Source organism: Nocardioides sp. (assembly GCF_044226305.1).
Lineage (GTDB): Bacteria > Actinomycetota > Actinomycetes > Propionibacteriales > Nocardioidaceae > Nocardioides.
In genome coordinates, this window is record NZ_JBGAHF010000018.1 from 39483 (window position 1) to 51864 (window position 12382).

12 protein-coding genes are annotated in these 12382 nt (G+C 72.4%); 8 read left to right on the plus strand and 4 right to left on the minus strand.

What is annotated here, in order from left to right; translation table 11 throughout:
* The first annotated feature begins 21 nt into the window (after window positions 1-21).
* From ACILQ5_RS17035 to idi, 7 genes are all read left to right on the plus strand, one after another.
* The gene (locus ACILQ5_RS17035; protein WP_395659221.1) at window positions 22-1371 is read left to right on the plus strand and encodes a flavin-containing monooxygenase; all 1350 of its coding nucleotides are present in this window, start codon (window positions 22-24) and stop codon (window positions 1369-1371) included.
* Window positions 1368-1979, plus strand: a complete 612-nt coding sequence (locus tag ACILQ5_RS17040; protein WP_395659222.1) for a TetR/AcrR family transcriptional regulator — start codon at window positions 1368-1370, stop codon at window positions 1977-1979. Before ACILQ5_RS17035 ends, ACILQ5_RS17040 begins: the two co-directional genes overlap by 4 nt.
* Window positions 1976-2896 (plus strand): alpha/beta hydrolase, encoded by a 921-nt coding sequence (locus ACILQ5_RS17045; RefSeq protein ID WP_395659223.1) that lies wholly within the window; start codon window positions 1976-1978, stop codon window positions 2894-2896. Before ACILQ5_RS17040 ends, ACILQ5_RS17045 begins: the two co-directional genes overlap by 4 nt.
* 74 nt (window positions 2897-2970) lie before the next feature.
* Window positions 2971-4347 (plus strand): cytochrome P450, encoded by a 1377-nt coding sequence (locus ACILQ5_RS17050; RefSeq protein ID WP_395659224.1) that lies wholly within the window; start codon window positions 2971-2973, stop codon window positions 4345-4347.
* 40 nt (window positions 4348-4387) lie between these two features.
* Complete coding sequence (locus ACILQ5_RS17055; protein WP_395659225.1) at window positions 4388-5941, plus strand: DHA2 family efflux MFS transporter permease subunit; 1554 nt, start codon at window positions 4388-4390, stop codon at window positions 5939-5941.
* A gap of 52 nt (window positions 5942-5993) precedes the next feature.
* Entirely contained in the window at window positions 5994-7277 is a 1284-nt protein-coding gene (locus ACILQ5_RS17060; protein WP_395659226.1) for an MFS transporter, read from the plus strand.
* A gap of 72 nt (window positions 7278-7349) precedes the next feature.
* Window positions 7350-7904 (plus strand): isopentenyl-diphosphate Delta-isomerase, encoded by a 555-nt coding sequence (gene idi / locus ACILQ5_RS17065; protein ID WP_395659227.1) that lies wholly within the window; start codon window positions 7350-7352, stop codon window positions 7902-7904.
* A gap of 232 nt (window positions 7905-8136) precedes the next feature.
* Here the strand turns inward: idi and ACILQ5_RS17070 are convergent, their stop codons facing one another.
* The 3 genes from ACILQ5_RS17070 to ACILQ5_RS17080 are packed head-to-tail and all read right to left on the minus strand — an operon-like array spanning window position 8137 to window position 11453.
* Window positions 8137-8901 carry an amino acid ABC transporter ATP-binding protein gene (locus tag ACILQ5_RS17070; RefSeq protein ID WP_395659228.1) on the minus strand — a complete coding sequence of 255 codons (765 nt, stop codon included), beginning with the start codon at window positions 8899-8901 and terminating at the stop codon, window positions 8137-8139.
* Window positions 8898-10397: an ABC transporter substrate-binding protein/permease gene (locus ACILQ5_RS17075; RefSeq protein WP_395659229.1), complete on the minus strand. Its 1500-nt coding sequence runs from the start codon at window positions 10395-10397 to the stop codon at window positions 8898-8900. The genes ACILQ5_RS17070 and ACILQ5_RS17075 overlap by 4 nt, the downstream gene beginning before the upstream one ends.
* 51 nt (window positions 10398-10448) lie before the next feature.
* Entirely contained in the window at window positions 10449-11453 is a 1005-nt protein-coding gene (locus ACILQ5_RS17080; RefSeq protein WP_395659230.1) for a TIGR00341 family protein, read from the minus strand.
* 80 nt (window positions 11454-11533) lie between these two features.
* Between ACILQ5_RS17080 and ACILQ5_RS17085 the strand changes: the two genes are divergently transcribed.
* Window positions 11534-11842, plus strand: coding sequence for a hypothetical protein (locus tag ACILQ5_RS17085; RefSeq protein ID WP_395659231.1), 309 nt, complete (start codon window positions 11534-11536; stop codon window positions 11840-11842).
* Between the two features lie 15 nt (window positions 11843-11857).
* Here the strand turns inward: ACILQ5_RS17085 and ACILQ5_RS17090 are convergent, their stop codons facing one another.
* Window positions 11858-12310: a DUF1772 domain-containing protein gene (locus ACILQ5_RS17090; RefSeq protein WP_395659232.1), complete on the minus strand. Its 453-nt coding sequence runs from the start codon at window positions 12308-12310 to the stop codon at window positions 11858-11860.
* Between the last annotated feature and the right edge of the window lie 72 nt (window positions 12311-12382).

The window sequence follows — 12382 nt, forward strand, 5'->3', positions numbered from 1 at the left end:
ACGCAGGGATGGGGAGGACGAGTGGCGCGACCGCGGACCGCTGTCATCGGAGCCGGCATCAGCGGCCTGACGGTCAGCAAGATGCTCGACGACTACGCCGTACCGTGGACGACCTTCGAGTCCTCCGACCGGGTCGGCGGCAACTGGGCGTTCGGCAACCCGAACGGGCACAGCAGCGCCTACCGGTCGCTGCACATCGACACCTCGAAGCACCAGCTGTCGTTCCGGGACTACCCGATGCCCGACGACTACCCGGACTTCCCGCACCACACCCAGATCAAGGACTACCTCGACGGCTACGCCGACGCCTTCGGCCTGCGCGCGGGCATCGAGTTCCAGAACGGCGTCGAGCACGCCGAGCGGCTGCCCGGCGGCGGGTGGGAGCTGACCACCCAGCGTGGGGAGACGCGCCGCTTCGACCTGCTGGTCGTCGCGAACGGCCACCACTGGGACCCGCGGACCGCCGAGTTCCCCGGCGAGTTCACCGGTGAGTCGATCCACTCCCACCACTACATCGATCCGTGGACGCCGCTGCACCTGATGGACAAGCGGATCCTCGTCGTCGGGCTCGGCAACAGCGCGGCCGACATCACCGTCGAGCTGTCGCAGCGCGCGCTGCGCAACGAGGTCACCCTCTCGACCCGCAGCAGCGCGTGGATCGTGCCGAAGCTGATCGGCGGCAAGGCCGCCGACATGAACTACCGGACGATCCCGCAGATCCCGCTGTCGTGGCAGCGCAAGGCCGCGCAGTGGGGCCAGCGGTTCACCTACTCCGACCCGACCCTCTACGGCCTGCCCGCCCCCAACCACAAGTTCTTCGAGGCGCACCCGACGCAGTCCGGCGAGCTGCCGCTGCGGCTGAAGTCGGGCGACGTGACCCCGAAGGGCAACGTCAGCCGTCTCGACGGGGCGACCGTGCACTTCGAGGACGGCACCTCCGCCGACTTCGACGCGATCGTCTACGCGACCGGCTACAACCTGACGTTCCCGTTCTTCGACCCCGACTTCATCAGTGCGCCGGACAACCGCATCGACCTGTACAAGCGGATCATCAAGCCCGACGTCGACGACCTGCTCTTCGCCGGCTTCGCCCAGGCCACGCCGACGCTCTTCCCGTTCGTGGAGTGCCAGGCGCGGCTGATCGCGGCCTACGCCGTGGGGGAGTACGCCCCGCCGCCGCCCGAGGAGATGCACCGGGTGATCAAGGCCGACGACGAGCTCTACATGGGCCACATGCTCGACCGCCCGCGGCACACCCACCAGCTCGACTACTTCGTCTACGAGCACCAGATGCGCACCAAGGAGCTGCCCGAGGGCCGGCGCCGCGCGCACGCCCGGGGCGTCCCGGCGCTCGCGGGACGCGCGTCGTGAGGCCCGGCCCCACCCGCGGCGTCGAGCGCCGGGGCGCGCTGCTCGAGGCGCTCGAGGACCACCTCCGGGAGAGCAGCCTCGGGGAGATCAACGTCGCCGACATCTCCCGCAGCGCCGGCGTGACCCGCTCGGCGTTCTACTTCTACTTCGAGAACAAGGCGGCGGCGGTCGCCGCGCTCCACGAGGAGATGTACGCCGACGGCTTCGACGCCGCCGAGGTGCTGGCCGGCGACGGCACCGTGCGCGACCGGATCTCCACCGCGATCCGCGCGATCGTGCACGGCTGGGGACAGCGCACCCACCTGCACCGCGCGGTCCTGGACGCCCGCGCAGCCAGCCCCGCCGTACGCGACCAGTGGGACGCCTTCCAGCGGTCGTACGTCGACGTGGTGGCCGACCTGGTGGAGGCGGAGCGGGCCGCGGGCGCGGCCCCCGCCGGGCCGGACGCGCGGGCGCTCGCGACCGCCTTGCTCGACCTCAACGACCGCACCCTCGAACGCGTCGTCCGGGCCGAGGACGGGGCGGACCTCGAGCAGCAGCTCGACGCGGTCGTGCACGTCTGGCTGAGCAGCATCTACGGGACCACGGCCCACGGGAGGACCGCATGAAGCCTGAGCACGTGAAGAGGGCCGACCTGACCTTCTTCTCCGGAGGCGCCGGCACCGAGCGGGCCGAGTGCCACGCGTGGCACCTCACCGGCGAGGGCGACGCGCTCGCCACGGACGCCGGCCGGCCGGTCGCGGTGATGGCGCACGGGCTGGCCGGCACCAAGGACTCCGGGCTGCTGCCGTTCGCCGAGGCGCTCGCCGCCGCGGGGCTCGACGTGCTCGCCTTCGACTACCGCGGGTTCGGTGCCAGCGCCGGCGAGCCCCGGCAGACCGTGTCGATGGTGGCCCAGCTCGAGGACTACCGGGCCGCGATGGCCGCGGCGGCCCGGCTGCCCGGCGTCGACCCGCAGCGCCTCGTGCTGTGGGGGGTCTCGCTCGCCGGCGGCCACGTCCTGGCCGCGGCCGCCCACCGTGACGACCTCGCCGCCGTCGTCGCGCTGACCCCGCTGGTCGACGGGCGGGCCGCCGGCCGGCACGCGCTGGCGTACCACCGGCCGAGCGCCATCCTCCGCTCCACCGTCCTCGGCGTCCGCAGCAAGGTGGGCAGCCCGCGGATGATGCCGGTCGTCGCGCACCCCGGGGAGCTCGGCGCGCTCACCCTCGACGGCTGCTACGAGGACTACCTCGCGCTGGCCGGCCCGACCTGGCGCAACGAGGTCGACGCGGCCGTCGGGCTCGAGCTCGGCAGCCACCGCCCCGGCCGCGAGGCCGAGCACGTGCGGGCCCCGCTGCTCGTGCAGATCGCCGACCTCGACCGCAGCGCGCCCCCGCAGGCGGCCGCCAAGGCGGCGTTCGCGGGCCGGGCCGAGGTCCGCCACTACCCGTGCGACCACTTCGACGTCTGGCCGGGCAAGGAGTGGTTCGACCCGGTCGTCCGGCACCAGGTGCACTTCCTGACCCGGCACCTCGGGACCTGACCGGCAGGCACCGCCTGCAGACCAGCGTTATTGACACCTTTTCAATTGCGGTCGGGCGACCTAGCATCGACGAGGTGAGCACCCTCGACGACGTCAGCCGGCTGACCAGCGAGCGGCTGCGGCGGATGAGCCCCGGTGGCCAGCAGAAGCTGCCGCCGGTCGACCTCACCGGCCTGCCGCCGGGCCCGCGGTGGCCGGTGCTCGTGCAGACGTCGGCGCTGCTGCGCTTCCGGCACTGGTTCCACCCCTACCTGATGCGCACCTACGGGGACGCCTTCACCATCCGGCTCGCCCCCGGTGGGCGGCCGCTGGTCATCTTCACGCGGCCCGAGGTCGCCAAGGAGATCTTCGCCGGCGACCCGGAGGTGTTCCACGCGGGCAAGGCCAACGGGATCCTCGGCCCGATCATGGGCGAGCACTCGCTGCTGCTGCAGGACTCCAGCGAGCACAAGCGGGCCCGCAAGCTGCTGATGCCGGCGTTCAACGGGCACGCGCTGCGCGGCTACCAGGCGCTGGTCACCGAGGTCGCCGCCGCGGAGGTCGCGACCTGGCGCTCGGGCGAGGAGTTCCGCTCGCTGGACCGGATGAACCGGCTCACCCTCGAGGTGATCCTGCGCGTCGTCTTCGGCGTCACCGACCAGCGCCGGCTCGCCGAGCTCCGGCCGCGGGTCAACAAGACGGTGAACGTCAGCCCGGCCATCCTGCTCGGCTGGGCCTACCCGAAGCTCCTGAAGGTCGGCCCCTGGAAGGCGACCGCCGACAACCAGCTCGAGCTCGACCGGCTCATGTACGCCGAGATCCGCGAGCGCCGCAGGTCGCCCGACCTCGAGGAGCGCACCGACGTCCTCTCCCGGTTGATCCTCGCCGGTGAGGACGGCGACCGGCTGGACGACACCGAGCTGCGCGACCAGCTCGTCACGCTGCTGCTCGCCGGGCACGAGACCACCGCGACCGCCCTGGCCTGGGCGCTCTACGAGGTGGGCCGCGACCCCGAGCTGCTCGCGCGCTGCCGGCAGGCGGCCGACGAGGGCGACGACGAGCTCCTCGACGCCGTGCTCAAGGAGTCGATGCGGCTCCACCCGGTGATCCCCATGGTGGTGCGCACCCTCATGGAGCCGGCCACGGTCGGGGGCTACCACCTGCCGCGCGGCACGACCGTCGGGCCGTCGATCATCCTGGCCCACCAGCGCGGGGACAACCACCCCGATCCCGGGGCCTTCCGGCCCGAGCGCTTCCTCGGGCAGAACCCGCCCACCAACACGTGGATCCCGTTCGGCGGCGGCGTGCGGCGCTGCATCGGCGCGGGCTTCGCGGCGATGGAGGGGGTCGCGGTGCTGCGCGAGGTGTTCGCGTCGTACGACGTGACCGCGGTCGGCGACGACGAGCCCAAGGTCCGCAACATCACGAGCGTGCCCCGCCGCGGTGCGCGGATCCGGGTGTCGGCGCGCTAGCCGGGCGACCTAGGATTGCTCCTCGGTGAAGGGAGCCGCCATGTCCGCTGAGGTGCCGTCCGGCTCGCCGGTCGACCTGCCCGACCACATCGACCGCGCGGTCCTGAAGATCGCCGGCGTCGTCGTGCTCGGCGCCATCATGTCGATCCTCGACATCACCGTCGTCAACGTCGCGCTGCCGACCTTCCAGGTCGTGTTCGGCACGCCGACCGACCCGCTGCCGTACTCCACCGTCGCGTGGACCGTGACGGCCTACACGCTCGCACTCGCCACGGTGATCCCGCTGACCGGCTGGGCCGCCGACCGGTTCGGCACCAAGCGGCTCTACATGACCGCGATCGCGCTGTTCGCGCTCGGCTCCGCGCTCTGCGCGACCGCGTGGAGCATCGAGGCGCTCATCGGGTTCCGGGTGCTGCAGGGCCTCGGCGGCGGCATGCTGATGCCGCTCGGCATGACGATCATGACCAAGGCGGCCGGGCCGCACCGGATGGGTCGCCTGATGGCGATCCTCGGCATCCCGATGCTGCTCGGCCCGATCCTCGGCCCGATCCTCGGTGGGTGGTTGCTCGAGGTCGCGAGCTGGCACTGGATCTTCCTCATCAACGTGCCGATCGGCCTGGTCGCGCTCGTCTACGCGTGGCGGGTGCTGCCGAAGGACTCCCCGCAGCCGTCGGAGTCCTTCGACTTCCTCGGCATGGCGCTGATGTCGCCGGGCCTCGCGCTCTTCCTCTTCGGTGTCTCGTCGATCCCGGGCGAGGGCACCTTCAACGCCCCGCGGGTCTACGTGCCGATGGCCATCGGCGTGGTGCTGATGGTCGCGTTCGTCTTCCACTCCTTCCGGCCCGAGCACCCGCTGCTCGACCTGCGGCTGTTCAAGAACCGCAACCTGACGATCACCGTCATCACGATGTTCCTCTTCGTCGCCGCCTTCTTCGGCGGGCTGCTGCTGGTGCCGACCTACTTCCAGGAGGTCCGCGGCGAGTCAACGCTCCAGGCCGGTCTGCTGGTGGCGCCGCAGGGCATCGGCGCGATGATCACGATGCCGATCGCCGGCTCCCAGGTCGACAAGCACCCGATCGGCAAGATCGTGCCGTTCGGCCTGGTCTTCATCCTGATCGGGATGTTCGGCCTGACCCAGCTGACCGCCACGACGCCGTACTGGCACATCATGCTCGAGCTCTTCGTCATGGGCCTCGGCATGGGCGCGACGATGATGCCGCTGTTCACCTCGGCGATGAAGACGCTGAAGGCCCACGAGGTCGCGCGCGGCTCGACGCTGCTGAACATCAACCAGCAGATCGCCAGCTCGGTCGGCGTCGCGGTGATGTCGGTGCTGCTCACCAACCACCTCAACGCCTCCAAGCTGGCCGGGCCGGCGATGGCGTCCCTCCACGACCCGGCGCTGGCCGACAAGCTCCCACCGGTCGCGATCGCGAAGGGTCTCGCCGACGCCGCGGCCGCCTTCGCCGACACCTACTGGGTGGCCTGGGTGCTGGTGCTGCTGACCGTGATCCCGGCCGCCCTGCTGCCTCGCAAGCACGAGGAGACGCACCTGCTCGACGACGAGGGGCGGCCGCCGGTCGTCGTGCACTGACGGGCGCTAATTCGCTTCCTCCACGCCGCCGGGGCTGGGAGGATCGTCGCTCGTGATCAAGCGCCTGCGTGCGCTGCGGATGGACACGACGCCGCTGCGCACCTCCCGTGACTTCCGGCTGCTGTTCCTGGCCGGCACGGTCTTCTACTTCGGCGCGATGGTCAGCTACGTCGCCATCCCCTACCAGGTCTACACGCTCACCGGCTCCAACTTCGCCGTCGGCGCGATCGGCCTGGTCGAGCTCGCACCGATCCTGGTCTTCGGCCTGTACGGCGGTGCGCTGGCCGACCACGTCGACCGGCGTCGCCTGCTGGTGCTGACCGGCCTCGCCCAGGCGGTGTTCACGCTGGTGCTGGCGGTCAACGCGTTCCGCGGCGACCCGGACGTGTGGGTGATCTTCGTGGTGGCGGTCGCCCTCGCCTCCTGCTCGGCCCTGCAGCGGCCCTCCCGCGAGGCGCTGCTGCCGCGGACGGTGGCCCACGACCAGCTGCCCGCGGCCAACGCGCTGTCCAGCCTCGGCATGCAGCTCGGCCTGCTCGGCGGCCCGGCCGTCGGTGGCCTCCTGGTCGCCTACGTCGGGATCGGCTGGTGCTTCGTGATCGACGTCAGCGGGCTGGTCGTCGCGTCGACGCTCTACCTCTCGATGCGGGCCTACCCGCACCGGGAGGAGACCACCCCGCCCAGCCTGGCCGGCATCAAGGAGGGCATGGTCTACGCCTTCCGGCGCCGCGACCTGCTCGGCACCTACTTCGTCGACATCGTCGCCATGATGTTCGCCGCGCCGGTGGTGCTGTTCCCGGCGCTCGCCGAGCAGGTCTTCGGCCAGCCCGAGCTGCTCGGGATGCTCTACAGCGCCGAGGTCGTGGGTGCGCTGGCCGCGACCGGGCTCAGCGGGTGGACGGCGCGGGTCCACCACCACGGCCGGGCGATCGTGCTCGCGGCGGCGGCGTACGGCGCGATGATCGCCGTCGCCGGCCTGATGCCCAACATCTGGCTGGTCGCCCTGTTCTTCGCCCTCGCCGGGGCGGCCGACATGATCTCCGGCATCTTCCGATCGACGGTGTGGAGCCAGACGATCCCCGAGGCGATGCGCGGGCGGCTGGCCGGGATCGAGATGCTGTCCTACTCCCTCGGGCCGCTCTCGGGCCAGGTCCGGGCCGGCGTCACCGCCGACCTCTGGTCGGTCCGCGCGGCGATCACCTCCGGCGGCCTGGCCTGCGTCGCCGGCGTCACCATCACCGCCGGGATCCTGCGGGACTTCTGGTCCTACGACGCCCGCACCGACGAGCACGCCGTGGCCGAGCGGGAGGTGCGCCGGGCCGCCGGCGAGGCCTGACTCGGGGCGCCGGGTACCTTTGCCGACGGCGCCGGGTGTCCGGCGGATCCGAGCACCGAGGAGGCGTACCCGATGACCGACCTCGACGTCGTCGTGCTCCTCGACGCGGAGCACCGCCCCACCGGCACGGCACCGCGCGCGAGCGTCCACGACACCGACACGCCGCTGCACCTCGCGTTCTCGTGCTACCTGGTCGACGACGCCGGCCGGGTGCTGATGACCCGCCGCGCCCTCGCCAAGCGCACCTGGCCGGGTGTCTGGACCAACTCCTTCTGCGGCCACCCCCGCCCCGAGGAGGAGATGGAGGCAGCCGTGCACCGGTACGCCGGCCACGAGCTCGGCACCACCCTGGGCTCCCTGCGCTGCGTGCTGCCGTCCTTCCGCTACCGCGCCGTCGACGCCTCGGGCGTCGTCGAGAACGAGTTCTGCCCCGTGTTCGTGGCGACCGCCGCCGGCCCGGTCGGGCCCAACCCTGACGAGGTCGCCGAGCACCGCTGGGTCGACCCCGGCGAGCTCGAGACCGCCGCGTCGGTCGCCCCGTGGGCGCTCAGCCCGTGGCTGGTCGAGCAGCTCGCCGAGCTCGACGCCCTCGGCGGCCTGGCCCAGGTCGTCCGCCAGCCGCGCTGACCTCCCGCCCGCGGCCCCGGCCCGAGGACGTCGTGCGAGCCGGTCGCCCCGGGCACCAAGACGTATGACGTCCTGCTGCGACCTCGCGGACGTCAGACGAGGCGGTCGCCCCGGGCACCAAGACGTATGACGTCCTGCTGCGACCTCGCGGACGTCAGACGAGGCGGTCGCCCCGGGCACCGCGACGTATGACGTCCCGCGGCGTCCGGCTGCGGAACGCGGCCGTCAGACCTCAGCCGGCGTCGAGCACCCGGGCGAGGAAGCGGCGGGTCCGCTCCTCGCGCGGGTCGGTGAGCACCTCGGCGCCGCCGCGCTCGGCGACGACGCCGTCGTCGAGGAAGAGCACCTGGTCGGCGACGTCGCGGGCGAACCGGACCTCGTGGGTGACGATCACCAGCGTCCAGTGCTCCGCGGCGAGGTCGCGGATGACCGCGAGCACCTCACCGACCAGCTCGGGGTCGAGCGCCGAGGTCGGCTCGTCGAGCAGCAGCACCTCGGGCCGCAGCGCGAGCGCGCGGGCGATGCCGACCCGCTGCTGCTGGCCGCCGGACAGCTGGGACGGGTAGGCGTCCTCCCGGCCCTCGAGGCCGACCTGCGCGAGCAGCACCCGCGCCGCCGCGGCCGCCTCCTCCGGGTCGCGGCCCTGCACCTGCACCGGCCCCTCGACCAGGTTGCCGAGCACGGTCTTGTGCGGGAAGAGGTGGTGGGACTGGAAGACCATCCCGCTGCGCGCCCGCAGCGCCTTCACCGCCCGGCGGTCGGCCGCCTTGTCGGCCGGCGGCACCCCGAAGTCGACCGAGGAGTCCCCGATCCGGACCAGGCCGGCGTCGGGGCGCTCCAGGACGTTCATCGAGCGCAGCACGGTGGTCTTGCCCGAGCCGGACGGCCCGAGCAGGACCGTGACGGTGCCCGCCTCGGCGGTGAAGTCGACGTCGCGGAGGACCGGTCGGTCGCCGAAAGACTTCTCCAGCCGGCGTACCTCGATCAGGTCGCTCATGTCGCGTACCTCCCCAGCCGGCGCTCCAGGGGACCCTGGGCGAGGGTGACCAGGTAGCAGACCACCCAGTAGTAGACGGCGGCCATCACGTAGAGCGGGAGGTACTCCGTGGTGTCGGCCGCGGTGACCTGCGCCTCGCGGAACAGCTCGGGCACCAGGACCAGCGACGCGAGCGAGGTGTCCTTGATCAGCGACAGCAGGGTGTTGAAGAGCGGCGGTACGGCGATGCGGGTCGCCTGCGGCAGGACGATCCGCCGCATCGACTGCCCGTAGTCCATGCCGATGACCGTCGCCGCCTCGTACTGCCCGCGCGGCACCGAGAGGATCGAGGCGCGGATGATCTCGGCGGCGTACCCGCCGACGTTGAGGCTGAGGGCGAGGCTGGCGGCGAGGTAGGGGTCGAGCTTGAGGCCGATCTGGCCCAGCCCGAAGAACACGATGAACAGCTGCACCAGGAGCGGCGTGCCGCGGATGACCGAGATGTAGACCCGCGCGACCGCGTCGAGGGCCCGGACCGACGACAGCCGGGCGAGCGCGGCGGCGAGCGCGATCGCCAGCCCCAGCACGAAGCTGATCGCCGTGAGCGGCAGCGTCCCCTTGAGCAGCCCGAGCAGCATCGGCCACGCGGTGTCCTGCACGACCTCCCAGGTCGACCGCGAGTCGGACGCCTGGACCTCCACGTCGCGCGAACCCTTGCGGACCGTGACGTCGGCCTTGAAGTACTTCTCGGAGATCTGCGCGAGCGTCCCGTCGTCGGCGAGCTCCTGCAGCGCCTGGTCCGCCTCCTGCTGCAGCTCGGGGTCGGACCGGCGGAAGGTGAGCGCCTGCTCCAGCGTCTCGTCCCCCGCGTCGCCGGCGATCTTCACCTGGTCGTTGCCGGACGTCGCGAGGTAGTCGAGGACCGCGATGTTGTCGTTGACGATCGCGTCGACCCGGCCCTGGGCGAGCAGCTCGACGCCCGGGCCGAAGTCCTGGACGTACTGGACCTTCGCGCCTGCGTCCTTGGCGACCTGGGCCCAGTTGCTGCTCGCGGTCTGCGCGGTCGTCCGGCCGTCCAGGTCCGCGAGCGAGGTGATGTCGTCGGTGTCCTTCGCCGTGACGATGACCCCGTGCGAGTAGGTGTACGGCGTGCTGAAGAGGTAGCGCGCCTCCCGCTCGGGGTTGATCGTCACCTGGTTGGCGATCACGTCGATGCGCTCGGAGTCGAGCGCGGGGAACAGCGAGTCGAACGGCGCCTCGACGAACTGCACGTCCCAGCCCGCCTGCTCGCCGACCGCCTTCATCACCTCGATGTCGAAGCCGGTCAGCTCGCCGCTGTCGGGGTCCCGGTAGGTGAACGGCGGGTAGGTGCCCTCCGTGCCGACCTTGACCACCCGCGGGGCGGTGCCATCGCCGTCGGCCGCCGCCGGGCCGGCCACCAGGACGCCGCCGAGCAGGGCGCCCAGCACGGCGGCGAGGAGCCCGGTGAGGAGCACAAGCGGACGGATCAGGCGCACCAGGGTCGGGTACCCCGACCGGCCACGCCCGAACCGTGACGTGCGACGCGCTCAGTCGCCGACGGTCCCGGCCTGGTGGCTCTCGCCGACCGTGGAGTCGACGTAGATCGTCACCCCGTCCGGCAGCACGCCCTCGAGGTCGTCGAGGAGGCCGGCGTACGGCGGCAGCTGGCCGGTGTGCCGGACGTAGACGTGGGCCTCGTCCAGCGAGCTGAAGTCCACCTTGGTCACGGCGGCGTCCGGCGACGGCCGCAGCCAGGTCTCGGTGGCGTGGCGCACGTCGGCGTCGTACCGCGCCAGGACGTAGGTGGCCCAGGTGTTGGCGCCGAGCGGCACCGCCACGAGCACGACCAGGACCGCGATCAGCACGTAGGTGCGGCGCCGGGGACGGTCGCGGTCCTCCACGGCCTCGGTCGAGTAGCCGAGGGCGGTGAACATGAGGACGCCGGCCGCCACCATCGCGAGCAGGTTCGAGAGGAAGAGCACCAGGGCACCGGCCGCCAACCCGACGTCGCCCTGGCCGAGGCAGACCCCGACCACGGCCAGCGGCGGCACCAGGGAGATCGCGATCGCGACGCCGGGCAGCACCGCCGCGACGTCACGGCGGGCCAGGGCCACGGCGCCGGCCAGCCCGGTCGCCACCGCGGCGACGAGGTCGACGAGCCCCGGGGAGGTCCGGCTCGAGATCTGGCTGTCGGACATCAGCGCGATCCCGCCCGGGATCGCGAGCGAGAAGAGCATCCCGATGGCGACGACGAGGGTGCCGCCGACGAGGACGTAGACGATCGACCCGTTCCGGCGCTGCTCGGCCACGGCGAGGGCGATGCCCATGATCGGGGTCGAGAGCGGCGCGATGATCATCGCCCCGATGACGGTCGCGGTGGAGTCCGACAGCACCCCGCAGCTCGCGATCACCGACGACAGCACCAGCATCGTCCAGAACGCCGACCTCTTCGCGCGTCGGTCGCCGGACCCGAAGTCGAGGTCGTCCTCGAGGTCGGCCAGGCTCCTGCGCTGGTTCTCCGGCAGCACCTGGTCCCGCAGTCCCACCCACATGAGCGAGTATCAGCACGTCGTGCCTCGGGTTGCGGCCGCGCCACTCCGCAACCGGGCGTCTCGCGACCTAGCCTCGGACGGTGGCCGGACCTCCCGAGACGACGCCGGACGGGCGCTACGTCGTGGTCGACGGGCGCCGCTGGCGGGCCACTGACCCGGCGATCCCGGAGGAGCGCCGCGGTGAGCTGACGCGGGCGCTGATGGCGTGGCGGCGCGAGGTGCGGCGCACCCGCGGCGGTCCCGACGAGCAGGTGGCCCGGGCCGGCGTGCAGGCGGCGAAGGTCGCGCTCGGCGAGCGGGGTACGCCGTGGTGGGAGCAGTCCGACCAGGAGCGCCGGGAGCGGTGGAGTGCCGACGTACCGCTGCCGGCGGACGGCTCGGGCGCCTGACCCGACGGTCGGCGCTCAGGCGCGGAGCGCGGCCCAGCCGAGGCAGGCCAGCGCTGCTGTCGAGGTGGCGGTGCGTACCAGGTTCCAGCGGACCCAGGCGGACTCGAAGTCGGCGCGCGAGCCCCCGGCGGCGAGGGCGTCGTTGAGCGGGACGTTGGCCGCGGCGGTGACCGCGACGGTCGCCAGCGCGCAGACGAGACCGCCGACGGCCCAGGCCCGCGCGCCCGGCGGGCTCACCGCCACGGCTGCGGCCGCCAGGGCCGGGGCGCCGAGGAACGTCAGCATGAACGCGGGGTTCACGATCGCGGTGTTCACGTGCGTCATCGTCGACACGAAGGTGCGGTCGTCGGTGCCGGCCAGGCCGGGCATCACCCCGGACGACCAGGCGTAGTAGGTGCCGGCCTGCAGCCCGGCGGCCAGCGTCGCGGCCAGGAGGACCGGGGTGCGGAGGCTCTCGAGGATGTCCATGGGTCCCAGCAGACCTCAGGTCGGTGAGACTCTCCATGGTCGATCGGCGCACTTCCATACGCGATCGTCCAC